The organism is Streptomyces sp. NPDC039424 (genome assembly GCF_055639495.1).
The window spans coordinates 562,778-587,484 of sequence record NZ_JBVKAI010000002.1 but is presented as its reverse complement, the minus strand read 5'-3'; the positions used below and the strand labels follow the sequence as shown (position 1 = coordinate 587,484).

Below are 24,707 nucleotides of genomic sequence, written 5' to 3'. Positions count from 1 at the left end.
GCGAGAACCGTCACAGTGCGGTTTCAGGACACCCCGCTTGTTCCCTGGCGGCAGGCCGGTCCTTAGTCTGACCCTGTCAAGAGCATTGCGGGGCAACGTGAATCAGATGCAGGGCCTGCTCATCGCGGGCCGCTACCGGCTCGCCGACTCCATCGGCAGCGGCGGCATGGGGCGGGTGTGGCGCGCCCACGACGAGGTGCTGCACCGGACGGTCGCCGTCAAGGAGTTGACCGCCGCGCTCTACGTGTCCGAGAGCGACCGGACCGTCCTGCTCGCCCGTACCCGGGCCGAGGCCCGCGCCGCCGCGCGCATCAACCACTCGGCCGTCGTCACCGTGCACGACGTGCTGGAGCACGACGGCCGTCCGTGGATCGTGATGGAGCTGGTCGAGGGCGCCTCGCTGGCCGACGCGGTCAAGGAACGCGGGCGCCTGGAGCCGCGGGAGGCGGCCCGCATCGGCCTGTGGGTGCTGCGGGCGCTGCGCGCCGCGCACACCGCCGGTGTGCTGCACCGCGACGTCAAGCCGGGCAACGTGCTGATCGGCCAGGACGGCCGGGTGCTGCTCACCGACTTCGGCATCGCGCAGATCGAGGGCGACACCACCATCACCCGTACCGGAGAGGTCGTCGGCTCGGTCGACTATCTCGCCCCCGAGCGGGTGCGCGGCCACGACCCGGGGCCGTCCTCCGACCTGTGGGCGCTCGGTGCCACGCTGTACACGGCGGTCGAGGGCCGCTCGCCGTTCCGCCGGACCTCGCCGCTGACCACCATGCAGGCGGTCGTGGAGGAGGAGGCCACCGAAGCGCGGTACGCCGGTCCGCTCGGGCCCGTCATCACCGCGCTGCTGCGCAAGGATCCGGCGCAGCGGCCCGGCGCGGACGAGGCGGAGCAGATGCTCGCCGAGGCGGCGGAGGGACGGCGGCCGAGTGCGGCGCAGGCGTTCATCCCCACCCAGCACAGCGGTTCGTTCACGCGGACGGGGACGGGGCACTCCACCGGAACCGGGCCCCAGTTCGCGGCCGGGACCGGAACGCAGTACCCGTCGCAGACCTCCACACCCCCGCACGGTCAGCCGCACGGCCCCGGTCCCGTCACCGCGCCGACGGCCGTGGCACCCCCGGCCGCCGCGGCGCCGGCGCCCGTCCGGTCCCGGCGCCGCCGGCTGCGTACCCTCGCCCTCGTGGTCGCCTTCGCCGCCGTCGTCGGCGGCGGTGGCGCGGTGGCCTGGCAGAAGTGGGACTCCGGGCAGCGGCAGGACGACAGCGCCTCCGGAGCCGCACCCGCCCCCGCGGACCGGGCGACCGCCAGTCCGGGCCCGGAAGGCGCCATACCCGACAGCTGGGTCACCGTCCACGACCCGCTGGGCTTCAGCATCTCCGTGCCGTCCAAGAAGTGGAAGCGGACGGTCTTCGGCATCGACGGCGACCTCAAGCAGATCGACTACACGCCCGACCACGGCAAGCACTTCGTCCGCATCGCCATCGACACCTCCTCGGACTTCGCCAACGCCTACCAGCACCAGGTCGACCTCGAACAGCAGCTCCAGGGGCTGGTCGGCTACCACCAGGTGACCATGAAGGAGAACACCTACCGGGACCGCGCGGGCTCCGTGTGGGAGTACACCTGGAACGCGCTGGCGAAGGACCCGCCGTACGTGGCCGGGCCGCGCCACGCGATCGAGGAGACGTACTTCTCCCGGGAGGGCACCGAGTACGCGATCTACATGTCGACGCCGGAGAAGGACTGGGCGCAGACCAGCAAGCAGTTCAAGTGGGTGCTGCAGAGCTGGCAGCCGCCCGCGGCCTGAACGCCGCCGGCTGACCGTCCCGGGGGATCGGTTGTCGGCCAGCCGGGTGCACGGCCCGGAGCCCTCGCGTCCGGGTGGGGCATGATGGGCCCATGGGGACCGAGGGGGACGACTTCCGTGTGATCGCGGGCCGTTACCGCCTGGAGGCGCGGCTCGGGCGCGGCGGTATGGGCGTCGTGTGGCGGGCGAGCGACCAGTTGCTGGGCCGCCGGGTGGCGGTCAAGGAACTCGCCCTGGAAGCCTACCTCTCGGGCGACGAGGGGCGCATGCAGCGCGACCGCGCCCTGCGCGAGGCCCGCGCGGTCGCCCAGTTGAGCCATCCGCACATCATCGTCGTGCACGACGTGGTGGAGGACGGCGAACGGCCCTTCATCGTCATGGAGCTGATCGACGGCGGCTCGCTCGCCGAGCGGATCGCGGCGCGCGGCCCGGTCGACCCCGCCGAGGCCGCCCGTATCGGCATCGACCTGCTGAGCGCGCTGCGCACCGCGCACGAGGCCGGCGTCCTGCACCGGGACATCAAGCCCGCGAACGTGCTCGTGGAGTCCGGCACCGACCGCGTCGTCCTCACCGACTTCGGCATCGCGCAGGTCGCCGGGGCCACCACGCTCACCGAGACCGGCTCCTTCGTGGGCTCGCCCGAATACACCGCGCCCGAGCGGATGTCCGGGGTGCGGACCGGGCCCGAGTCCGATCTGTGGTCGCTGGGCGCGCTGCTGTGCGCCGTGCTCAGCGGCGAGTCGCCGTTCCGCCGCGACTCGCTCGGCGGTGTCCTGCACGCCGTCGTCTCCGCCGAGATCCGCCCGCCCGCCCAGGCCGAGCCCCTGATGCCCGTCGTACGGGGCCTGCTGGAGCGCGACCCGGACCGGCGGCTGGACGCGGCGGAGGCGGAGCGGATGCTGCGGGTGTTCCGGGAGACGGGGCGTACGCCGCAGCCGCCGGTGCCGTACACGCCGACCCAGCGGGACGTCCCCCGGCACACGCCGCCACTACCGTCCGAGCCGGCTCCGGCCGGCCGCTCCACGCGGGGCGTGCTGGTGGCGGCGCTGCTCGTCGCCGCGATGGCCGGGGCGGGCGTGTCGGCGGCGGCGCTGCTGATGCACGGCGGCGGGGACGGGGGCGGTGCGCCGACCGGCCCGGCGCCGGGCACCACCGCGAGTACGTCCGCCTCGCCGGTTCCCACGGTCACCGTGACCCGGAGCGCCGCCACCAGTCCCGCCGCGGCGAACTCCCGTATCGCACCCTCCGGTTACCGGCTCACCCGGGACCCGGCCGGTTTCTCCCTCGCGGTACCGAAGGGCTTCACCCGCGACCCGCAGGGCGCGCGTGTCTTCTACATGTCGCCGTGGGAGACCTTCCGCATCGGCATCAGGTCCGCCGACCCCGAAACGGGCGGCCCGCTCGCGGTGATGCGCCGGGCGGCGGCCAAGGGCCCGAGCACGAACCCCGGTTACCGGGACGGCCGGGTCACCTCGACCACGCGCGACGGACACCCCGCCGCGCTCTGGGAGTTCACCTGGGAGGGCTTCGACGCGGCGGAGGGGCCCCGGCACACCTACGACCTGTGCTGGGAGGAGGACGGCCGGCTGTACGACGTGTGGGTGTCGGCGCCGGTCGGGAAGGCGCGGGAGGCGCGGGAGTACTTCGACGTGGCGGTCGACACGTTCGTGCACGGCTGAACGGGAGATAAGTGACAACCCGGGTCACGGGTTTGTGACCGGTCCGCACTCTCGCTGGATACGGCCCCGCCGGGCGTATATGGATGGAGCATGAGCCACAACGGGGGAGCCCACCACGGGGCCGACGAGACGACGAGCTTCGTCCTGAGACCGCCGAACCCGCCCGCGCGGGACACGACCCGCCTGGTCGCCGGACGGTACCGGCTGCTCGCCAGACTCGGCCACGGCGGCATGGGTACGGTCTGGCGGGCCCAGGACGAGACGGTGGACCGCGAGGTGGCCGTCAAGGAGCCCCGCGTACCGGACAGCCTTCCCGAACGCGAACGTGCCAACGCGTTCGAGCGGATGCGCCGCGAGGCGCGCGCCGCGGCCCGCCTGGACCATCCGGCGGTGGTGAACGTGCACGACGTGGCGGTGGTCGACGGCCGGCCGTGGATCGTGATGGAGCTGGTGCGGGGCCGCACCCTGGGCAGCGTGCTGCAGGAGGGCACGCTCGACGCGCGGGAGGCGGCCCGGATCGGTCTGCAGGTGCTCGGGGCGCTGGAGGCCGCGCACGCGGCGGGCATCCTGCACCGTGACGTCAAGCCGGACAACGTGCTGCTCGGCAGCCACGACCGGGTCGTCCTCACCGACTTCGGCATCGCGCAGATCGAGGGCGAGACGAGCCTGACCGACACCGGCGGTTTCGTGGGATCGCCCGAGTACATCGCTCCGGAACGGGTGCTGGGCCAGCGCCCCGGCCCGGCGAGCGACCTGTGGTCCCTGGGCGTGGTGCTGTACGCGGCGACCGAGGGTGTCTCCCCCTTCCGCCGCAGCAACACCCCGGCCACCCTCCAGTCCGTCCTCAACGCGGCCCCCGCCCCGCCCGCCGCCGCTCAGGGCCCGCTGGCCGAGGTCATCACCGGCCTCCTGCGGAAGGACCCGGCCCACCGCCCGGACGCGGCCCGGGTCCGCGCCCTGCTGGAGGCCGCCGCGAACCCGCCCGCCCCGGTGCCCACCCATGTCGTGCAGCTCGCGGAGGCAGCGCCCCGCAAACCTTCGCGCCTCGGCCGCAAGGTCTGGTTCGGTGTGGGCGCGGCGGTCCTCGCGGGCGCGGTGGCGGCGTACCTGGCGCTCGCGAACCCCTTCGCGGGCCCGCTGCCCGACGGCTGGAAGACCCACTACGAGAAGGATGTCGCCGCGACCCTCGCGGTCCCCGTCGACTACCAGAGGTCGGCGCCGGACCGGTCGGAGGACGAGGGCCACTGGGTGGCGTACAGCGACTGGAGCGGCGGCATATGGATCAGCCTGGACCTCTTCAAGAAGTCCGAGGACGGTGACGACATCAAGGACTCCGCCGACGCCCAGATGTACGACGACAACGGCACCTTCAAGCAGTCCGGCGACTACGACCTGAAAATGCCCAAGGGTCCGAAGACGCGCCCCGAGGCCTCGAAGAAGTACCACGGCAGGCAGTCCGCCGAGAACACGGTCAGGTACGTCACCACCGACACCGAGGATCCCAGCCCCCGCGAAGTGAAGTTCTTCTACTACAAGACCAGATCCGGCGACATGTACCGGCTCGCCATCGGCTACCCCGGCAAGGGCGACTTCACCGCACGGGGCCGCGAGGTGGCGAGGACGGCGATCGCGAACCTGGACGTCAAGACGCTCTGAGGGCGGCCCGGTACCTCCCCGGCGTCACCCCGAACTCCCGGCTGAAGGCGTGCGAGAGGGCGTACGGGCTGCCGTACCCGGTCTCCCGGGCCACCGTCGCCAACGGCACGTCCGTGTGGCGGAGCCGGGTCGCCGCCAGCGTCAGACGCCACCAGGTGAGGTAGGCCATGGGCGGGCGGCCCACCAGGGCGGTGAAGCGGCGGGCCAGGGTCGCGCGGGAGACGCCCGCCTCGGTGGCCAGGCGGGCGCTGGTCCAGGGGGCGGACGGGTCGGTGTGCAGGGCGCGCAGGGCCGCCGTGGTGACCGGGTCGGTCAGCACCCTGGACCACGCGCCGGTCTCGGCCTCGGCCAGCCACGCCCGGACCATGTAGACCAGCAGCAGATCCAGCAGGCTGGGCAGGGCGAGCGCGGCGCCGGGGCGGGTGCCGGTCAGTTCGCGGGCCAACAGGTCCAGCGCCGCCCGGAGTTCGGGGTGGGCGCCGACCCGGTTGCGCAGGTGCACCACCTCCGGCAGCTCCGCCATCAGCGGATGCACCCGAGCCCGGTCCAGGCGGTACTTGCCGCACAGCAGCTCCACCTCCCGGCCGCCGGCGCCCCGGCCCCGTACGTCCGTGTCCCGCACGTCCTCGAACGGCACCGCCCGCCGCACGTCCTCGGGTGACACCGGCCCGTCCGCGAGCACATGCCCCGCCCCGTGCGGCAGCAGCACCACGTCGCCCGTGCCCAGCGCCACCGGCTCACCGCCCCCGTCCGGCAGCAGGAAGCAGCCGCCGCCCAGGACGACATGGAAGCCCGCGCCCTCGTACGCGGCCAGCCGCACGCACCACCGCCCGCTCACCCGCAGCCGGTTGGAGGACGGCCGCCCGGTACGGACGACGGAGATCGCGTCGCTCACCACGTCCATGAGAACCCTCCCTCGTGAGACACGAGCGTATCCGGATGAGCCCAGCGAGCATTGGAACACTCACACCCGCGCTCCTAGTGTCCATGCCATGGCTGAAGACAGCGTGCAGAGCTTCGTGATCGGTGACGTCGAGGTCCTCCGGGTCGTCGAGTGGCAGGGCCCCTTCGCGCCCGCACCCGACCTGGTCCCGGGCGTCGGACCCGAGCTGTGGAAGGAGTACGAGGAGCGACTCGCCCCCGACCACTGGGAGCCCGGCAGCGACCGGGCGGTGGCCGCGCTGCAGACCTGGGTGGTGCGCAGCGGCGGGCGCACGGTGCTGGTGGACACCGGGGTCGGGAAGGGGCGCGAGCGGCCGGGCATGCCGCTGTACCACCGGCGGGAGGGCGACCTGCCGGGGCGGCTCGCCCGGGCCGGGGTGCGGACGGACGACGTGGACCTCGTCGTCACCACGCACATCCACGCCGACCACGTCGGCTGGAACACCCGTGACATGGACGGCGAGTGGGTGCCGACCTTTCCCAACGCCCGCTACCTCCTCCCGGCCGCCGACGACGTGCACTTCGGGCCGGAGGGCGGGTACGGCGCTGGTCTGCGCGCCGACGACCGGCTCGTCTACGAGGACAGCGTCGCGCCCGTGCACCGGGCCGGGCTGGCCGTCCGCTGGGAGGGGGAGTGCCGCGTCGACGAGCACCTCACCCTGGAGCCCGCGCCCGGCCACACCCCCGGTTCGTCCGTCCTGCGGCTCGCCTCGCGCGGCGAACGCGCCGTCTTCGTCGGCGACCTGCTCCACAATCCGGTGCAGATCCTCCACCCGGAGTGCAGCAGCTGCTTCTGCCTCGATCCCCGGCAGGCGGCCGAGAGCAGGCAGCGCGTCCTCGAACGCGCCGCCGAAGAGCGGGAGTTGGTGATTCCCGCGCACTTCGGCGGGAGCGGCGCGGTGGAGGTGCGGCGGGAGTCCGGAGGCTTCGTTTTCGGACGTTGGGCCGCCTGACTCAAGCCCACGTCGACAAGGGCCCGGTGCGCACGGTACTCATGGGACATGAGGCAAGACGGCGAACGCGCGCCCGACGGACACCTGCCCGACGGATGCCTGCTCGGCGGGCGCTACCGGCTGATCGAGCGCATCGGCTCCGGCGGCACGGGCGCGGCCACCGTATGGCGGGCACTCGACGAGCCGGCCGAGCGGTACGTCGCCGTCAAACGGCCGCTGCCACCGGGCGACCCGGAGGACGAGGAGCACCGGCGGGCCGCCCACCGGCTGCACCGCGAGGCCCGCGCCGCCGCCCGCGTCGAGCACCCCGCCGCCGTCCGCATCCACGACGTGGTCCTCGAGGACGGACTCCCCTGGATCGTCATGGAGTTGGTCCCCGGGGAGTCCCTCCGCGCGGTCCTCGAACGCGGGCCCCTGTCCGCCGGCGAGGCCGCCCGTGTCGGCCTCGCCGTCCTCGGCGCACTGCGCGCGGCGCACGCGGTCGGCATCGTCCACCGCGACGTCAAACCCGCCAACGTCCTCCTCGAAACCGGCACCGACCGCGTCGTCCTCACCGACTTCGGCATCGGACACGTCCACGCCACCGATTCCCCGGCCGACACCGCCTTCGTCGCACCCGAGCGGTGGACGGAACCCGGCGCCGGACCCGCCTCCGACCTGTGGTCCCTCGGCGCGCTGCTCCGCGCCGCCGTCGAGGACGAGCCGGACCCGGACGAGTCGTACCCGGACGAGGCCGCCGCCCCCCTCGGCCCGCTGCTCGACCGGATGCTGGCGCCGGAACCGGCCGAGCGGCCGTCGGCGCAGGAGGTGGCGGCGGCTTTGGCGGCACTGGCCGACGGACCCGGAAAAACCCCTGTGGCGCTGACCGCCATGCCCACAACGCCCTGATCAGCGCATTCGCTGCCAGTGGTCACTGGCGTCGTGTGAGCGGTCGGTGAATCCCCGTTACCGACGGGTACCCAAAGCCGCCGCTCCGGCATACCCTGCGCCTCATGACGGACTCGCAGGTCACGAACCAGGCCATCGGCACCAACCCCCTCGCCCCCGCCCCGGAGGGCGCCCGTACCGCCGCCGACGTGGTCACTCCGGAGCTGGTCGCCCAGCTCACCAAGGGCGTCGCCGGCTCCGGCAAGACCCAGAGCCACACGCCGTTCACCGGCGACAAGCTGGCCGACCTGCCCGAGTCCACCCCCGAGGACGTGGCCGCCGCCTACGACCGCGCCCGTGCCGCCCAGGCCGTCTGGGCCCAGACCCCCGTACGGCAGCGCGCCGCCGTGCTGCTCCGCTTCCACGACCTGGTGCTCGAACGCCAGGCCGAGGTCCTGGACCTGATCCAGCTGGAGACCGGCAAGGCCCGCCTGCACGCCCACGAGGAGGTCCAGGCCGTCGCCGTCGCGGCCCGGCACTACGGCCGCAAGGCCCCCGCCTACCTGAGGCCGAAGCGGCACGCCGGCGCCGTACCGACCCTCACGAAGGTCACCGAACTGCGTCACCCGCGCGGTGTCGTGGGCCAGATCGCCCCCTGGAACTACCCGCTGGAGCTGTCGGTCGGGGACGCGCTCCCCGCCTTCGTCGCGGGCAACGCGGTGGTGATGAAGCCGGACACCGAGACCTGCCTGACCGCCCTGTGGGCCCGCGACCTGCTCATCGAGGCCGGCCTGCCCGCCGACGTCTTCCAGGTCGTCCTCGGCGAGGGGCCCGTCGTCGGACCCGAGGTCGTCAGGCACGCCGACTACGTCTCCTTCACCGGCTCCACCCGCACCGGCCGCGAGGTCGCCCAGGGCGCCGCCGCCCGCCTGGTCGGCGTCTCCCTCGAACTCGGCGGCAAGAACGCCATGCTGGTCCTGGAGGACGCCGACATCGAGAAGGCCGCCGCGGGCGCGGTCCGCGCCTGCTTCTCCTCCGCCGGCCAACTGTGCATCTCCATCGAGCGGTTGTACGTCCACGAGTCGATCGCCGACGCCTTCCTGGAGCGCTTCGCCACCCGCACCAAGGCCATGCGGCTGGGCACGTCCCTCGCCTACGGCGCCGACATGGGCTCACTGGTCGGCGAACGGCAGCTCCAGGCCGTCACCCGGCACGTGGAGGACGCCGTCGCCAAGGGCGCGAAGGTGGTCGCCGGCGGGGTCGCCCGCCCGGACATCGGCCCGTACTTCTACGAGCCGACGATCCTCGACGGCGTGACGGAGCCGATGTCGGTGTGCGCGGAGGAGACCTTCGGCCCGGTCGTCTCCGTCTACCGCTTCAAGACGGACGAGGAGGGGGTCGAAGTGGCCAACTCCACTCCGTACGGCCTGAACTCGTCGGTCTGGACGAAGGACGCCCGCCGCGGCCGCGAGGTCGCCGCCCGGCTGCGCACCGGCACCGTCAACGTCAACGAGGGCTACGCCCCCGCCTACGGCAGCGTCCAGTCCCCGATGGGCGGCATGAAGGACTCCGGCCTCGGCCGCCGCCACGGCTCCGAGGGCATCCTCAAGTACACCGAGGCCCAGACGATCGCCCAGCAGCGCCTGCTGCCCATGGCGCCCTCGCTGGGCATGGACGACGAGAAGTACGCGGCGTTCATGAGCACCAGCCTGAAGCTGATGAAGGCGTTCCGCTTCCGCTAGACAGCACCCGTTCTCAACGAGGAGAGCACGTGTCGCAGGAGAAGTCTGTCCAGACCCGGGACGAGGACGGGTACGACGGTTACGACTATGACGTCATCGTCGTCGGGTCGGGGTTCGGCGGTTGTGTGACCGCCCTGCGCCTCACCGAGAAGGGATATCGCGTCGGGGTCCTGGAGGCGGGCCGCCGCTTCACCCGCGAGTCGCTCCCCAAGAACTCCTGGGACCTGAGGAACTACCTCTGGGCCCCCAGACTCGGCATGTACGGGATCCAGCGCATCCACCTGCTGGGCAATGTGATGGTGCTGGCCGGCGCCGGCGTCGGCGGCGGCTCGCTCAACTACGCCAACACCCTCTACGTACCGCCGAAGCCCTTCTTCGAGGACCCCCAGTGGCGGGACATCACCGACTGGCAGGAGGAGCTGGGGCCGTACTACGACCAGGCGCGGCGCATGCTCGGCGTGCGGCTCAACCCGACCATGACCCCGTCGGACGTGCATCTGAAGGCGGCGGCGCAGCGGATGGGCGTCGGCGACACCTTCCACATGGCGCCGGTCGGGGTGTTCTTCGGGGACGGCGAGGACGCCGACGGGACGGCGAAGGCCAGGCCGGGGGAGCGGGTCGCGGACCCCTACTTCGGCGGGGCCGGCCCGGACCGCAAGGCCTGCACCGAGTGCGGCGAGTGCATGACGGGCTGCCGGCACGGCGCGAAGAACACCCTCAACGAGAACTACCTCCACCTCGCCGAGAAGGCGGGCGCGGTCGTGCACCCCATGACGACCGTCGTGTCGGTCACCGAGAACTCCCGGGGCGGGTACGCGGTGGCCACCCTGCCCACGGACGAGAAGAGGAAGGGCAAGGGCCGCATCCTCACGGCCCGCCGGGTCGTCATCGCCGCCGGCACCTACGGCACGCAGACACTCCTGCACCGGATGAAGACGGGCGGCCAGCTGCCTTACATCTCCGACCGGCTGGGCGAGCTGACCCGGACCAACTCCGAGGCCCTGGTGGGCGCCCAGACCGACGACCGGCGCTACCGCAGGGCGCACGGCACCGCGAAGGCCGACTTCACGCGGGGCGTGGCGATCACCTCCTCCATCCACCCGGACGAGAACACGCACATCGAGCCGGTCCGCTACGGCAGGGGCTCCAACGCCATGGGCGGTCTGTCCATCCTCCAGGTGCCGTACGCGGAGGGCTCCTCCCGCGCCCTGGCCTGGCTGGCCAACGCGGCCCGGCACCCCTTGCTGGTCGCCCGCTCCCTCTCCAACCGCCGCTGGTCGGAGCGGACCATCATCGGCCTGGTGATGCAGTCGCTGGACAACTCCCTGACGACGTATCTGAAGCCGGACGGCGTCGGCAGGGGCCTGCTGACCGCCCGCCAGGGCCACGGCGCGCCCAACCCCAAGCAGATCAGGGCCGCTTCCGAGGCCGCCTCCGCCCTCGCCGCCGAGATCAACGGCTTCGCGGGCAGCAACGTGGGCGAGTTGATGGGCACCCCGCTCACCGCCCACTTCCTCGGCGGCTGCCCGATCGGCGCCTCGCGCGAAACCGGCGTGATCGACCCGTACCACCGGCTCTACGGCCACCCCGGTATCTCGGTGGTCGACGGTGCGGCGGTCTCCGCGAACCTGGGCGTCAACCCGTCCCTCACCATCACCGCGCAGGCCGAGCGGGCGATGTCGTACTGGCCCAACAAGGGCGAGGCGGACCCGCGTCCGGCGCAGGGGGCGGCGTACGAGCGCCTCAAACCGGTCGAACCCCGCAACCCGGCGGTCCCGGCCGACGCCTTCGGCGCCCTGCGGCTGCCGTTCCTGGGGATGCCGGCGGTGCCGCCGAAGAAGTAGCCCGGACGAGCCCGTTCGCCGGACAAGCAAAGAAGGACCTGCGCCCCCCTCCGAGCGCAGGTCCTTCTTTTGTCCTCGCGGCCAGTTGCCCTTACGGCGAACTGCCCTTACGGCGCGTGGCTCACGCGTCGGCCGCGGCCTTGCGCCGGCGCACCGCGAACACCGCACCCGCACCGGCGACGACGGCGACACCGCCGACGAGCCCGATGACGGGCAGCGCGGAGCTGGAGCCGGTCTCGGCGAGGCTGCCGGTGACCTGCGGCGTGTTGCTGGACGGCTTCTCGTCCGTCACCGGGGCCTTGCCGCCTTCCTGCGGCTTGGTGCCGCCGGTGTCGGTCCCGGAGGCGACGATCTGGAACTTGTACGCGACGTCGCCGTAGCCGGTGCACTCGGCGTCGTCGTCGCCGTAGATGGTCGCGCCGAGCGAGAAGCCGGCGCCGACCGGGGCGGACGACTTCACGTTGATACGGAGCGGGATGTCGACCTCGTAGCCGGGCTGGAGCTCGTCGGTGTAGCCGACGTAGCCGACCGCGTAGCCGTACTCGTCGAGGTCCTCCCAGACCTTGTCGTCCGGGTTCCAGGCCTGGAGCTGGACCTGCTTGCTCTCGAACAGGTTCTCGCCCTCCTTGTCGGAGGAGGCTCCGGCGAAGAAGTCGAGGTCCTGGAGCGTGGAGTCGGAGTTGTTGAGCACGTTCAGCGAGAACTTGTGCCAGCCGCTGCCCGCCGCGATCTTGCCCGGCAGGCCGGTCATGCTCACGTCGACCTTGGTGTCCTCGCACACGGAGGGCTCGGGCTCGGGAGTCTCCGACTCGCCCGTGGTGGGCGTGGCCGTGGCGGTCTGCGTCGGGGTGCCGCTCGTCGCCGGGGCGGTGGTGGGCGGCGTCTGGGTCGGCGGCGTGGTGGTGGCGGTGGGCGTGCCGGTCTCGGTCTCGGCCGGCGACGTCGGGTCGGTGGGCGTACCGGTCGGCGTCTCGGTCGTCGTCACGGTCTCGGTGGGGGGCGGGGTGGTCGGCTCCTCCGCGAACGCGGCAGGTGCGGACAGCAGGGCGAGCGGGGCTATGGCAGCCGTCACTGCCGCTGCGGCCATGGCACGGCGAAGCTTCATGAAGACCTCAGGGAGTCCGGTGTGCTGCGGCGGCAGCACGAGTGTCGGCGGGCTCCGGCGTGTGGGGCGCGGGAGTGACCCTTGGTTCTGCTGGTGTTGCTGTTGTTTCGCTCGGCAGGTTTGATCCGCGAGATGGGGGAAGGGTTGTACCGCCACTCACAGAATTTTTATGTGTCCTGAGTCACAGCTGTGGGCCGCCCGTGGGGAGGGCACGAAGACGGCGCAGGCGCGGCATGGGCACGGCATGGCGAAGGGCCCCGCGGTACGGATCCGCGGGGCCCCTCACTCGTCAGCGCACTTCTCTGTTTTCCGCCGGCCGGCCCCGGGCGTCCCCGGAGCCGACCGTTCTCTGGGTGACCGGGCTGCTGTCCCCTGCCGTCCGGTCACTTCCCTGGAGCGAGGTCCCACGGCGCACGGCGTGATCCGAACACCTCATCGCTCCAGCGAGCCACGCGTGGTTCTTCCGCCCGCCCCTGGCTGGCACGGGCACCCGGACCAACGAAGCGGTGCGCCGGGCGGTCACGCGCCGGACGGGTGAGAGGTCGGCCGAACTCAGATCCGACCCCGGCACAGTTCGAGCAGCGTCATGGCCAGGGGCGTACCGGGCTTGCCCAGGGCGTCCCGGTAGTGGCCGAGGATCTCCATCTCGCGGGAGAGGTTCACCCGCCGGCCGCCCGAGGTGATCCGGGCCTCCTGGATCACCGCCGACACCGCCATCCGTTCCTGGATCAGGCCGATGATCCGGTCGTCGAGCGCGTCGATGCGCTCACGGGCGCCGGTGATCACGTCGGCGGCGTCGGCGGTGTGCGCGCCGGTCCTGTGCGCTGCGGTGGCGGTCATGTCGGGGCTCCTCACTGGGTGGGTGCCCCGGAGCGGCAAGGCCGGGAAACGCCAGGCGCCCCGGACCTTGTCGGCCCGGGGCGCCTGGGAAGTCGCTTGTCAGTTGCTCAAGCAGCACGACCATGGCAGCCGGTGGGCCGGTTGCCATAGGTAAACAGGAAGGTCGGGTGCGCGAGCATGGGCCCAGTATGCCGGGCCCCCAGGGGGCCACCAACCCGGTTCGCATGCTGAGACGCGGCCGGTTCGGTCCCGACGCCGCTCAGCGGGAGATGACCCACGCCCACCCCGTTAGAATCGACAGCACAGACCCCCGCCCGACCGCCGGAAGGCACCCCGTGTCATCAGCGACAACCGCTGCCGCCACCCCCGACACCGTCCTGGTCGTCGACTTCGGCGCGCAGTACGCCCAGCTCATCGCCCGTCGCGTCCGCGAGGCGCGGGTCTACAGCGAGATCGTGCCGAGCACCATGCCGGTCGCGGAGATGCTCGCCAAGAACCCCGCGGCGATCATCCTCTCCGGAGGCCCCTCGTCGGTGTACGAGGAGGGCGCTCCCCGTCTCGACCGCGAGCTCTTCGAGGCCGGCGTCCCCGTCTTCGGCATGTGCTACGGCTTCCAGCTGATGGCGCAGACCCTCGGCGGCACCGTCGACAACACCGGCGCCCGCGAGTACGGCCGTACGGAGCTGCACGTCTCCAAGGTCTCCTCCACCCTCTTCGAGGGCACCCCGGCCGAGCAGGCGGTGTGGATGTCGCACGGCGACGCCTGCTCCGCCGCCCCCGAGGGCTTCACCGTCACCGCGTCCACGGACGTCGTCCCGGTCGCCGCGTTCGAGAACGACGACAAGAAGCTGTACGGCGTCCAGTACCACCCCGAGGTCATGCACTCCACGCACGGCCAGCAGGTGCTGGAGCACTTCCTCTACCGCGGCGCGGGCCTGGAGCCGAACTGGACCACCGGCAACGTGATCGAGGAGCAGGTCGCCGCGATCCGTGAGCAGGTCGGCGACAGGCGGGCGATCTGCGGTCTGTCCGGCGGCGTGGACTCCGCGGTCGCCGCGGCCCTCGTGCAGAAGGCCATCGGCTCCCAGCTGACCTGCGTGTACGTCGACCACGGCCTGATGCGCAAGGGCGAGACCGAGCAGGTCGAGAAGGACTTCGTGGCGGCCACCGGCGTCCAGCTGAAGGTCGTCGACGCCGAGGAGCGCTTCCTCACCGCGCTCAAGGGGGTCTCCGACCCCGAGGAGAAGCGGAAGATCATCGGCCGCGAGTTCATCCGCGTCTTCGAGCAGGCCCAGGCGGAGATCATCGCGGACGAGGGTCCCGCGGTGGAGTTCCTCGTCCAGGGCACCCTGTACCCCGACGTGGTCGAGTCCGGCGGCGGCACCGGCACCGCCAACATCAAGTCGCACCACAACGTCGGCGGCCTCCCCGAGGACCTGGAGTTCAAGCTCATCGAGCCGCTCCGCAAGCTGTTCAAGGACGAGGTCCGGATGGTCGGCCAGGAGCTCGGCCTGCCGGAGGAGATCGTCCAGCGCCAGCCGTTCCCCGGCCCGGGCCTCGGCATCCGGATCGTCGGCGAGGTGACGAAGGAGCGTCTCGACCTCCTGCGCGACGCCGACGCCATCGCCCGCGAGGAGCTGACCGCGGCCGGCCTCGACCGGGACATCTGGCAGTGCCCCGTGGTCCTGCTCGCGGACGTCCGCAGCGTCGGCGTCCAGGGCGACGGCCGCACCTACGGCCACCCGATCGTCCTGCGCCCGGTCTCCTCCGAGGACGCCATGACCGCCGACTGGTCGCGGCTGCCGTACGAGGTGCTGGCCCGTATCTCGACCCGGATCACCAACGAGGTCCGGGACGTCAACCGCGTCGTCCTCGACGTGACCTCGAAGCCGCCGGGCACCATCGAGTGGGAGTAGTCCCACCCGACGGACGGTTCAGGTCCGCCTGAGAGTGCGCACCGGCTCTCCGGGCTTCCAGACCTCGGCGACCAGATACCGGTCGTCCTCGACGTAGGTCCGTACGACCTCCGTCAGCTCGGTGCGGAAGAGGTGGAACGGCTGCGGCGGTTCCACCTCTTCCACGTACGCCCCCTTCACCTCCGGGTCGACGACCTCGAACGCCCGTCCGCCGACCCGGACGTCCCCGCCGCCCATGCCGGTGCCGTCGCCCGGATTCGCCTGGAGCGCGAAGCGCGGGTCGCGGAGCAGGTCGAGGGCCTTGAGGGAGTTCGGCATCATGCCGAGCCACAGCTCGCCGCCCAGGAAGCGGACCTCCAGGCCGGTGGTGCGGGGGGAGCCGTCCCTGCGCAGAGTGGCGAGGACATGGTGCCGGTACGCGCCGAAGCGCTCCTCGGTGATCTTCGCCAGTCCGGGTGCGGCGGCGGTGAAGGCGGCCCAGTTCATACGGGTGGTCATACGGGCCAGTCTCCCGGCGAAACCCGACAGCTACTGTCTTGTATTCGCTGCGTACGTCATCTTTACAGAACAGGTCTGGGGTTTTGGGCTGACCGACGGTAACTTCCGGCCCGTAAAGCAAACCCAGTGCTGGAGGACCTATGCACGGGCCCACCCCGCCTCTGCCGCTGCCCACCGACCGGCTGCGATTCGCGATGCCGCCGATGCACGAATCGGTCGAGGACGAACGCCGGCACCGCAAGGAACGGCTCGCGGGCGCGCTCCGCATCTTCGGGCGGTCCGGCTTCGAGGACGGGGTCTCGGGGCACATCACCGCACGCGACCCGGAGTTCACCGACTGCTTCTGGGTGAACCCCTTCGGGCTGCCGTTCAAGCACGTCACCGTCAGCGACCTGGTGCTGGCCAACCAGGACGGGCAGGTGATCGAGGGCCGCTACCACGTCAACCAGGCCGCGTTCACCGTGCACGCCCAGGTGCACGCGGCCCGCCCGGACGTGGTCGCGGTCGCCCACTGCCACTCGGTGCACGGCCGGGCCCTCTCCGCGATCGGCGACCTGCTCGACCCGATCACCCAGGAGAGCTGCGCCTTCTACGAGGATCACGCCCTGTACAACTCCTACACGGGCGTCGCCGTGGACGCCGACGAGGGCCGCCGGATCGCGACGGCGCTCGGCAGCCGCAAGGCGCTCGTCCTGCGCAACCACGGACTGCTGACGGTCGGCGACTCGGTGGACGCGGCGGCCTGGTGGTTCCTGTCCATGGAGCGCTCCTGCCAGGTCCAGCTGATGGCGAAGGCGGCGGGCCGCCCGCTCCTCATCGACCACAAACTCGCGGTGGCCACCCGCGAGCAGCTCGGCGGCGACCTGGTCGCCTGGATCAACTACCAGCCGCTCTGGCAGGACATCAGCCGAGGCGAACCCGACTTCCTCGGCTGAAGCCTCTCCGGTCACCCCTGAAAACCCCGCAGCACCGCCGCCTTGGTCATCGCGAACTCCTCGTCCGTCAGCACCCCCTCCCGGTGCAGCTCGCCCAACTCCCTGAGGCGGCGCAGGAGGACGTCGTGGTGGTCGGCCGGCGGCGGTACGGCCGCGCCCGCCCACGACCGGTCGGCGTGCTCGGCGCCGGTACGGGTGGACGGGTGCGGCAGCCGAGCGGTGACCGCGGCCGCGACCAGCGCGGTGAGCAGATCGCGGCGGACGCTGCCCCACAGGTCGAGGGCGTAGGGGTCCCGTTCGGGCGGCAGCTTGGAGAACACCGTCTCGTGGGTGACGAACCGCAGGAAGCCGTCCTCGTACCCCGAGTTCGGCAGCCACTCCACCTGCGCCAGATCGCCGACGTCGATGATCCGCGGCCCGGTGGCCCGCTTGACCCGGTCGGAGGTGTCGGCCCAGTCGATGCGGATCTGGCCGCCGTCGAAGGAGACCGTGCCGTCGGAGGAGCGCACCGAGACCGGAACCGGCGGTCCTGCCAGCAGATAGGCCTTGGTGGGCTCCTTGGGGATCTGGTCGAGGAGCAGGGCGTGCCGGATCTCCTCGGCGACGTACTCGGCCACCCCGGAGCGATCCACGTCCACGGTCAGCCGGTACGGGTCGGCCGCGTCCGGCAGCCGCCCGCCCGTCGCCTGCAGCAGCGGGTCGGCGCCCTCGCGCAGCCGCATGCGCAGCCGCCCGCGTTTGCGCTCGGGCTCGTAGACCACCCCCGCGACGGCTTCGAGCGGCACCGTGATCTCCCCGCACGTCTGCCGGAACAGCGGCACGGAGCGGTGGAGTCCCGGCGTGATCCGGACCGTGCTGCCGTCGAAGGCCCAGGTCCCGTCGCGCTGGATGATCTCGGCCATACGGGAATTCTCGCAGCCAGGTCAACATATCGGGCCGCGCTTCACCCGCGGTGACCATCCGCCGGACGCGGAAGGCGTGGCGTAGGGCACAATTCGCTGTCGTCGCAGGGGAGTTCCACAGCGACGGCCGGGCCCGCGGCGGGCGGTGCCGGCCGCGCCGAGAATGGTGGGAAGGCGGGCGTCGGGCGTGGCGGTGCAGGAGGCGAGGCAGGGCGCGGACTCGGGCGTCCACGGGGGCGGCTGCGCCTGCGGGGACTGTCCGCACGGGGCGCGCGAGGGGCACCGGCGGGCGGTCGCGGAATTCCTGCTGAAACGGGACGAGTTCGCGTCCGGGCAGGGCCTGCCCACGGCCGTGGCCCACTCCGTCTCGGCCTCCCGGCAGTGGGTCTCCGAGGAGTTGACGCAGTCCGCCGAGGTGGTCGCCGAGCGCGGCCGGGTGGAGGGCGAGGCCTGGCTGGCGCGCCTGTGGCTGCGCACCGCGTGCACAGTGTGGGCGGCCGTCGTACTGCTGTTGCTGACCCAGTCGCTGACCGCGACCGGCACGGGCTGGACGAGCGCGCGCACCGCGGGGCTGCTGGCCGCGCTGGTGACGGCCGGGGCGCTGACCGCCGCGTCCTGGTTCCACCGGGCGCGCGGTGGGGCGCTGGCCCCGGTCATCGGTGAGGACAACCGGATGTCCACCTCCCGTACCGTGGCGGCGGCCTGGGTGCTGTTCGTGGCGTACGCGGTGCTGGTCCTGGCCGGCCGGCTGGCCGCCGCCTCCGGGCACGCCGAACGCGACGCGCTGATCTCCGGCCTCGACCTCGTGCGCGGGGCGGGCGTGGTGAGCGTGCTCGCCGTGGTGTGCGGGATCGCGGTACTGGTGCGGCGGGTGGTCGGGACGCGCATCACCGGGCAGCGGCTGCAGAAGACGCGCGCCCACCGGCCGAGGGCGGCCGACCTGCTCACCGACGACGCCGGCCGGGGCACCTTCGCCGACATCCAGTACGTCGTGATCAGCGCCGTCGCCCTGGTGTTCGCCGCCGTACGGCTCGCCCGCCGCCCCGACCAGCTGCCCGACCTGCCCTGGGGGCTGGCGGTGGTGGTGCTGGTGTCGGCGGGCACCTACCTGGCCGGGAAGTACGCGGAGGGCGGCCGGCCCGTGATCCACTCCGTGGTCCGTGCCCGCGAGGTGGGCGACCTGGACGGGCCGATCCGCACCGGCGACGACATCGAGATCCGCGGCACCGGCTTCGTCCCGCCCGGCGCCCAGGGCGCCGACCGCCTCTCCCGTATGGTCGTGCGTATCGGCGCGGTGAACGTCCACGTCCCGCTCGTCCCGGTCGCCGGCGGCTTCAGCAACCCCACGGACACCGTGCTGACGGTCCCCGTGCCGGCGGAGGTCGAGCCCGGGTGCGTGGAGGTACAGGTGGTCACGGCGACCGGAGTGGCGACCAACCGGTGCGTGGTCGAGGTGACCGAGTGACAGGCCGAATGACAGGCTCAGTGACAGGAGGCCAGGGCGGATGAGCGACGACATCCTCTCCGTGATCCCGACCGACCCGCACTGGCAGCCCGAGCGGGCGGCGGGAGAACACGCGGCCGCACTGGTGACCCAGCTGGTCTCGGACCTTCCCGAGGACCTGGGCATCGACATCGACATCGACTGGTACGACTCCCTCACCCTCGTCGACTGCGGCGCGAACCTCTCGCGCATCGGCTGCCCGCACTGCGGCGCCGCGATCGACCGCGAGTGGTACGAGAACCTGATCGACGCCCACCCTGACGGCTTCGACGCCCTCGTCTTCCCCGTCCCCTGCTGCTCCACCGCCACCTCCCTGGACACGTTGGACTACGACTGGCCGTGCGGCTTCGCCCGCTTCGAGATCGCCGTCTGGAACCCGGTGCGCGAGGAGTTCACGGACGCGGAACTGACCGTCGTGGCGAACGCCCTCGGCCACCCGGTCCGGCAGATACGGGCACACATCTGACTCATCCGGCCCTCCGCGGAATTGGGAAAAATGTGCGGGACAGGATTGAGCCGGATCCATTCGCCGTACGTATCGTCTGTTGAGGAGTCTCGGCATGGCGGGCGAGAGGCGGCTGGAGCGATGACTCACGGTATGCGAACGGACACGCACCCCTCCTACCGCGAGGGCGGGCGGGACTGGCGGGACACCGCCACCCACTACGCCCTCCTTCCGCTACGGATCTTCCTGGGCGTCACCTTCATCTACGCCGGCCTGGACAAACTCACCGACAGCGCCTTCATGAAGTCCGGCGGCTCCGGCTCGATCGGCGACACCATGCGCTCGGTCCGGGACTCCTCGGCCATCCCGGCCCTGGTCGACCTGGCCCTGAACAACCCCGTCGGCTTCGGCTACGCCATCGCCCTGGGGGAGCTGGCCGTCGGCATCGGAACCCTGCTCGGCCTGCTCACCCGCCTCGCCGCACTCGGCGGGGCGCTGATCTCGCTCAGCCTGTGGCTGACGGTGAGCTGGGCCAACGACCCCTACTACTACGGCAACGACCTCGCCTACCTGATGGCCTGGCTGCCCCTCGTCCTGGCCGGCGCCCCCTACCTCTCCGTGGACGCCGCCCTGCGCGCCCGGCGACGACAGCGGGCGGGAGGCCTCTCCACCACCACCGGCTCACTGGCCCGCTAGCTCCCTGGCCCGTCAGCCCGCCACGTCCGTCCCGGCGGTCTCGGCCGCGCTCGCGGTGTCCGCCGGGCCACGCCGTCTGCGTATGCCCCGGGCCAGGGCGCCCACCGCGCCCGCCAGGCACAGGCCGCCCACGACGAGCGGGACGACGACGAACCAGGGTGTCTCCCACAGACCGCCCGCGTCACCGGCGTAGGCGCCGCCCGCCGCGGTGAGGAAGACCCCGGCGACCAGCCTCCCGGGCTGGAACTCATGACGCAGCACGGCTGACCTCCGCCTGTCCGACGCCCACGTGCAGATCCAGTTCGAACGTGCCGGCGTCCTTGGCGCCCGCCACCGGTGCCAGCGTCACCTGCTTGTGCCTGCCCGGCTCCACGTCCACGTCCTTCTTGTCGTCACCCGGCATCTGGATGTCACCGACCCCCACGTCCACGCTCACCTTCACGGTCACGCCCGGCGGCACGATCACCCGCAGCCGGCCCACCCCCACCTCGGCCCGGGCCGTCACCTTCTGCCCCTCGGCCAGGCGCAACCGGCTCAGGTCCAGCGTGCCCTTGCCGGTGCCGACGTTGTACGACTCCCGCACGTCGGCCACCGCGGCGGGCCGCCAGTCCGTCTCCGTCCAGTGCGTGCTGATGTTCTTCGGCACGGCCGACGCCCCGGCGAGCAGCGCCGCCGTGACGACCGCCAGGAACACCGACCCGGCCCCCGTACGCCCGAGGAACGCGCTGACCGCGATCCCGAGTCCGAAGACGACCAGCGCGCAGGCCAGACCGGTCTGCAGACTGGTGCCCAGCGGCTGCCGGTCCCAGGTCAGGCCGGTGCCCAGGCCGCCGGCCACCACGGCCAGGAGGAAGATCCAGGCGCCGATCCAGCGCGGACCGCGCTGTCTTCGCGGCGGCGCGGGACGCGGGGTGCGTATGTGCTCCCGGACGCTCCAGGAGTTGCCGAGACCGATGTTGACGGCAGCCGCGATGTCCCTGTCGCGCGCGGTGTCGGGGCCCCAGAGATAGCCGGTGCCGCCGACGTGCGTTCCGTCCTTGACGATCGGGTCGCGCCACCACGACGGGTAGCCGGTGGTGACCGGCGGTGCCTGGGCCTCCGGAGGGGCGTCGGCGACGGCCTGCGCGGCCAGCGGGTCGGGGTCGGGGGCGCCGCGCTGCCGCGACCAGTACCCGGCGCCGGCGAGGAGCAGGGAGAGGACCACGGCGAAGGTCAGCACCCCGCCGTTTTTCAGCATGGTCAGGAAGACCCCGCACCCGACCAGGGCGAACAGCACCGCCGCCAGCGCCTGACCGTCCACGCGGCCGGTCAGCAGCTTGCGGACCTCGTTCTCCTCCTCGTCCTCGTACGGCACGAAGAGCCAGGCGAAGCCGTAGAAGATGAGTCCGATCCCCCCGGACACGGCCAGCACGGCGAGGGTGATCCGGAAGATCACGGGGTCCATGTCGGTGTGCCGCCCGAGCCCGGCGCACACCCCCGAGATCATCTTGTGCGGCCGGTCCCGCCGGAACCTGCGGGGGGCCTCGGCCGCGGCGGGCGCGGCATCCGCCGGCCCGCCGCCCTCGCCGGGGCGCGGGCCGGTGCCGGGTCCCGGACCCGTCGCGGCGTGGTCGTGATCGCTCATGCGTCCATGGTGACGGCCGGGCCGCCTCGGCGGCAGTCGGGATGACCCTGGGGGAACCCTGAGATCGCCCTGAGACGGTGCGGGGGACCTGTTCGACATCCGGTCTTTCCGAAGATCAGGGGTGTCTCGGGGACGGACCCTGATGCCCCACTGCTCCGGCCGTGTGAACATCGTTGGCATGCCGGAAGCCGCAGCAGTGCCACTCGACGACCCGCGGCCCCTGCGCAAGCTCTACCGCAGCAGCGACGGCCGCTGGCTCGGTGGCGTGGCGCGGGGCCTCGCCGGGCACCTCGGCCTGCCCGTGATCTGGGTGCGGCTCGTCTTCGTGAGCCTGCTCCTGGCCGACGGCCTCGGCGCGCTGCTGTACGCGGCGTTCTGGTTCTTCGTCCCGCTCGGCGTCGGCGGCGTGGGCGACCAGAGGTCACCGTCGCTGGTCGGCACCGAGACCGCACCGGACGGCCGGCGCAGACTGGTCGCCCGCAGGCCGGACCGGGGCCAGATCGTCGCCCTGCTCCTCATGGTCGTCGTGGCCATGGTGTTCGTGGGCAGCGTCAACCTCGGCAACGCGGCGAAGGCGTACCTCATACCCGCCGTCCTCGTCGGCGCGGGCGTCGCCCTCGTCTGGCGCCAGGCGGACAACGCCCGCCGGGCCCGCTGGGTCGAGGTCGGCAGACGCCGCCGCACCCTCACCCTCCTGCGGGCGGGCGCCGGCGTCCTGCTCGTCGCCGCCGGCGTCTCCGGCATGTTCGTCCTGCAAGGCTCCGCCGCCCACCTCGGCTCGGTCCTCCAGGCCGCCCTCGCGGTCCTCGTCGGCATAACGCTGCTCGCCGGTCCCTACCTGGTCCGTATGACCCAGGACCTCTCCGAGGAGCGCCTGATGCGCATCCGCGCCCAGGAGCGCGCCGAGGTCGCCGCACACGTCCACGACTCCGTGCTGCACACCCTGACCCTGATCCAGCGCAACGCGGAGAACGCGGGCGAGGTGCGCCGTCTCGCCCGCGCGCAGGAGCGCGACCTGCGCGCCTGGCTCTACAAACCCGAGGGCAACGGCAAGGACGAGGCCGACGAACCGGCCACCCTCGCCGACGCGGTGAAACGCAACGCCGCCGAGGTGGAGGACAAGCACGGCGTCCCGATCGAGGTCGTCGTGGTCGGCGACTGCCCGCTCGACGAACGGATCGGGGCCCAGATGCAGGCCGCGCGCGAAGCGATGGTGAACGCCGCCAAGTACGGTGGCGAGGGCGGCGCCGTGCAGGTCTACGCCGAAGTCGAGGGCAGGACGGTCTTCGTGTCCGTCCGCGACCGTGGCCCGGGCTTCGATTTGGACTCGATACCCGCCGACCGCATGGGTGTCAGAGAATCGATCATCGGCCGCATGGAGCGCCACGGCGGCACGGCCCGGCTGCGGGCGGTGCCGGACGGCGGCACGGAGGTCGAGCTGGAGATGGAGAGGGCGGAGAAGACGTCATGAGCGACGCGACCGAGGCGAACGGCACGGCGGGGGCGGCGGGTGAGCGCCGGGTGCGCGTGGTCCTCGTCGACGACCACCGCATGTTCCGTACAGGCGTCCAGGCCGAGATCGGCCGGACCGAGGAGACCGGTGTCGAGGTCGTCGGCGAGGCCGCCGACGTCGACCAGGCGGTCACCGTGATCACCGCGACCCGGCCCGAGGTGGTCCTCCTCGACGTCCATCTGCCCGGTGGCGGCGGGGTGGAAGTCCTGCGCCGCTGCGCCCCGTTGATGGCCGACGCCGAGCAGCCGGTCCGCTTCCTCGCCCTGTCCGTCTCGGACGCCGCGGAGGACGTGATCGGCGTGATCCGCGGCGGTGCCCGCGGTTACGTCACCAAGACGATCACCGGCACGGACCTGGTCGACTCCGTCTTCCGTGTCCAGGAGGGCGACGCGGTCTTCTCCCCGCGCCTGGCCGGCTTCGTCCTCGACGCCTTCGCCTCCACCGACGCCCCGCCGGTCGACGAGGATCTCGACCGGCTCACCCAGCGCGAACGCGAGGTGCTGCGCCTCATCGCCCGCGGCTACGCCTACAAGGAGATAGCCAAGCAGCTGTTCATCTCCGTCAAGACGGTCGAGTCCCACGTCTCCGCCGTCCTGCGCAAGCTCCAGCTCTCCAACCGGCACGAGCTGACCCGCTGGGCGACGGCCCGACGGCTGGTGTGACCGTGCTTCAGGCGGGCTGAGGCACGTCCAGCTCGAACCACACCTCTTTGCCGATGCCGCACACCCTTCTCTCCGCGCCCCAGTCGTCCGCCAGCGCCGTCACCAGCGCGAGGCCCCGGCCCGACTCGTCGTCCCAGGAGGCAGCGCCCGGCGTCGGGAGCGTGTCGTCCGCGTCGGTCACGGTCACACGCACTCGGTCCACCGTGACGACGCAGCGGGCCCAGATCTCGCGGCCGGCCGGGACCCGCGCGTGGCGGTACGCGTTCGTCATCAGTTCGCTCAGGAGGAGCTCCGCCGCGTCCGTCACCTCCTGAGGCAGGCCCCAGGACACCGCCTGCTCGCGAAACAGCACGCGTGCCCTGCCCACGCTTCGTGCGTGACGGGGCAGGCGCCACTCGATGTCCTTCGGTGCGGCCGTCGTGGGGAGCGGGGGCCACGGGGTCTGCATGCGCTGTTCATCCCTTGCGTCGAAGTTCTGGCGTTTGGCCAGATCACGGTCTCGGGTCGCGCGTAGCCTCACGAGTAACGGCGTAGGTACAGCGGGTGGTTGTACCCGTCGTGGACCCCGCGGAGGTGT

General features: G+C 72.3%; 22 protein-coding genes. 14 read left to right on the top strand and 8 right to left on the bottom strand.

What is annotated here, in order from left to right:
• The first annotated feature begins 106 nt into the window (after positions 1-106).
• The 3 genes from ACZ7L0_RS07510 to ACZ7L0_RS07500 all read left to right on the top strand — a co-directional run bounded on the left by ACZ7L0_RS07510 (position 107) and on the right by ACZ7L0_RS07500 (position 5,142).
• Positions 107-1,807: a serine/threonine-protein kinase gene (locus ACZ7L0_RS07510; RefSeq protein ID WP_471241480.1), complete on the top strand. Its 1,701-nt coding sequence runs from the start codon at positions 107-109 to the stop codon at positions 1,805-1,807.
• Positions 1,808-1,899: 92 nt separating this feature from the next.
• Entirely contained in the window at positions 1,900-3,486 is a 1,587-nt protein-coding gene (locus ACZ7L0_RS07505; RefSeq protein ID WP_471241479.1) for a serine/threonine-protein kinase, read from the top strand.
• Positions 3,487-3,576: 90 nt separating this feature from the next.
• Positions 3,577-5,142: a serine/threonine-protein kinase gene (locus ACZ7L0_RS07500; RefSeq protein WP_471241478.1), complete on the top strand. Its 1,566-nt coding sequence runs from the start codon at positions 3,577-3,579 to the stop codon at positions 5,140-5,142.
• Here the strand turns inward: ACZ7L0_RS07500 and ACZ7L0_RS07495 are convergent.
• Complete coding sequence (locus ACZ7L0_RS07495; protein WP_471241477.1) at positions 5,129-6,046, bottom strand: AraC family transcriptional regulator; 918 nt, start codon at positions 6,044-6,046, stop codon at positions 5,129-5,131. The two genes, ACZ7L0_RS07500 and ACZ7L0_RS07495, sit on opposite strands and share 14 nt — an antisense overlap.
• A gap of 88 nt (positions 6,047-6,134) precedes the next feature.
• On the opposite strand from ACZ7L0_RS07495, the gene ACZ7L0_RS07490 reads away from it, so the two are divergent.
• The 4 genes from ACZ7L0_RS07490 (at position 6,135) to ACZ7L0_RS07475 (ending at position 11,490) form a co-directional block, all read left to right on the top strand.
• Positions 6,135-7,037: an MBL fold metallo-hydrolase gene (locus ACZ7L0_RS07490; RefSeq protein ID WP_471241476.1), complete on the top strand. Its 903-nt coding sequence runs from the start codon at positions 6,135-6,137 to the stop codon at positions 7,035-7,037.
• Positions 7,038-7,085: 48 nt separating this feature from the next.
• Complete coding sequence (locus ACZ7L0_RS07485; protein WP_471241475.1) at positions 7,086-7,925, top strand: serine/threonine-protein kinase; 840 nt, start codon at positions 7,086-7,088, stop codon at positions 7,923-7,925.
• 104 nt (positions 7,926-8,029) lie between these two features.
• Entirely contained in the window at positions 8,030-9,646 is a 1,617-nt protein-coding gene (locus ACZ7L0_RS07480) for a succinic semialdehyde dehydrogenase (protein ID WP_471241474.1), read from the top strand.
• Positions 9,647-9,675: 29 nt separating this feature from the next.
• Positions 9,676-11,490: a GMC family oxidoreductase N-terminal domain-containing protein gene (locus ACZ7L0_RS07475; protein WP_471241473.1), complete on the top strand. Its 1,815-nt coding sequence runs from the start codon at positions 9,676-9,678 to the stop codon at positions 11,488-11,490.
• 121 nt (positions 11,491-11,611) lie between these two features.
• Here the strand turns inward: ACZ7L0_RS07475 and ACZ7L0_RS07470 are convergent, their stop codons facing one another.
• Both ACZ7L0_RS07470 and ACZ7L0_RS07465 read right to left on the bottom strand, forming a co-directional pair.
• Entirely contained in the window at positions 11,612-12,577 is a 966-nt protein-coding gene (locus ACZ7L0_RS07470) for an LAETG motif-containing sortase-dependent surface protein (protein ID WP_471241472.1), read from the bottom strand.
• 570 nt (positions 12,578-13,147) lie between these two features.
• On the bottom strand, positions 13,148-13,435 hold the full coding sequence (locus ACZ7L0_RS07465; protein WP_471241471.1) for a chorismate mutase: 288 nt from the start codon (positions 13,433-13,435) through the stop codon (positions 13,148-13,150).
• Between the two features lie 335 nt (positions 13,436-13,770).
• Between ACZ7L0_RS07465 and guaA the strand changes: the two genes are divergently transcribed.
• Positions 13,771-15,351, top strand: a complete 1,581-nt coding sequence (gene guaA / locus ACZ7L0_RS07460; RefSeq protein ID WP_471241470.1) for a glutamine-hydrolyzing GMP synthase — start codon at positions 13,771-13,773, stop codon at positions 15,349-15,351.
• Between the two features lie 18 nt (positions 15,352-15,369).
• On the opposite strand, the gene ACZ7L0_RS07455 is transcribed toward guaA, so the two are convergent.
• Positions 15,370-15,837, bottom strand: a complete 468-nt coding sequence (locus ACZ7L0_RS07455; RefSeq protein WP_471241610.1) for a pyridoxamine 5'-phosphate oxidase family protein — start codon at positions 15,835-15,837, stop codon at positions 15,370-15,372.
• A 152-nt stretch (positions 15,838-15,989) separates the two neighbouring features.
• Here ACZ7L0_RS07455 and ACZ7L0_RS07450 point away from each other — a divergent pair, with 152 nt between their 5' ends.
• Positions 15,990-16,784: a class II aldolase/adducin family protein gene (locus ACZ7L0_RS07450; protein ID WP_471241469.1), complete on the top strand. Its 795-nt coding sequence runs from the start codon at positions 15,990-15,992 to the stop codon at positions 16,782-16,784.
• Positions 16,785-16,795: 11 nt separating this feature from the next.
• On the opposite strand, the gene ACZ7L0_RS07445 is transcribed toward ACZ7L0_RS07450, so the two are convergent.
• A complete protein-coding gene (locus tag ACZ7L0_RS07445; RefSeq protein WP_471241468.1) occupies positions 16,796-17,686 on the bottom strand; it encodes a DUF4429 domain-containing protein in 891 nt (296 codons plus the stop codon).
• Positions 17,687-17,873: 187 nt separating this feature from the next.
• On the opposite strand from ACZ7L0_RS07445, the gene ACZ7L0_RS07440 reads away from it, so the two are divergent.
• The 3 genes from ACZ7L0_RS07440 to ACZ7L0_RS07430 all read left to right on the top strand — a co-directional run bounded on the left by ACZ7L0_RS07440 (position 17,874) and on the right by ACZ7L0_RS07430 (position 20,331).
• Positions 17,874-19,151 carry a hypothetical protein gene (locus tag ACZ7L0_RS07440; RefSeq protein WP_471241467.1) on the top strand — a complete coding sequence of 426 codons (1,278 nt, stop codon included), beginning with the start codon at positions 17,874-17,876 and terminating at the stop codon, positions 19,149-19,151.
• 40 nt (positions 19,152-19,191) lie between these two features.
• On the top strand, positions 19,192-19,656 hold the full coding sequence (locus ACZ7L0_RS07435) for a hypothetical protein (protein WP_471241466.1): 465 nt from the start codon (positions 19,192-19,194) through the stop codon (positions 19,654-19,656).
• Positions 19,657-19,776: 120 nt separating this feature from the next.
• Entirely contained in the window at positions 19,777-20,331 is a 555-nt protein-coding gene (locus ACZ7L0_RS07430; protein WP_471241465.1) for a DoxX family membrane protein, read from the top strand.
• Positions 20,332-20,343: 12 nt separating this feature from the next.
• On the opposite strand, the gene ACZ7L0_RS07425 is transcribed toward ACZ7L0_RS07430, so the two are convergent.
• Positions 20,344-20,592, bottom strand: coding sequence for a hypothetical protein (locus ACZ7L0_RS07425; RefSeq protein WP_471241464.1), 249 nt, complete (start codon positions 20,590-20,592; stop codon positions 20,344-20,346).
• On the bottom strand, positions 20,579-21,955 hold the full coding sequence (locus ACZ7L0_RS07420; RefSeq protein WP_471241463.1) for a PspC domain-containing protein: 1,377 nt from the start codon (positions 21,953-21,955) through the stop codon (positions 20,579-20,581). Before ACZ7L0_RS07420 ends, ACZ7L0_RS07425 begins: the two co-directional genes overlap by 14 nt.
• A gap of 178 nt (positions 21,956-22,133) precedes the next feature.
• On the opposite strand from ACZ7L0_RS07420, the gene ACZ7L0_RS07415 reads away from it, so the two are divergent.
• Positions 22,134-23,426 carry a PspC domain-containing protein gene (locus tag ACZ7L0_RS07415; protein ID WP_471241462.1) on the top strand — a complete coding sequence of 431 codons (1,293 nt, stop codon included), beginning with the start codon at positions 22,134-22,136 and terminating at the stop codon, positions 23,424-23,426.
• Positions 23,423-24,130 carry a LuxR C-terminal-related transcriptional regulator gene (locus ACZ7L0_RS07410; RefSeq protein ID WP_471241461.1) on the top strand — a complete coding sequence of 236 codons (708 nt, stop codon included), beginning with the start codon at positions 23,423-23,425 and terminating at the stop codon, positions 24,128-24,130. Before ACZ7L0_RS07415 ends, ACZ7L0_RS07410 begins: the two co-directional genes overlap by 4 nt.
• Before the next feature lie 7 nt (positions 24,131-24,137).
• Here ACZ7L0_RS07410 and ACZ7L0_RS07405 read toward each other — a convergent pair whose 3' ends face one another.
• A complete protein-coding gene (locus ACZ7L0_RS07405) occupies positions 24,138-24,578 on the bottom strand; it encodes an ATP-binding protein (protein WP_471241460.1) in 441 nt (146 codons plus the stop codon).
• Positions 24,579-24,707 lie beyond the last annotated feature (129 nt).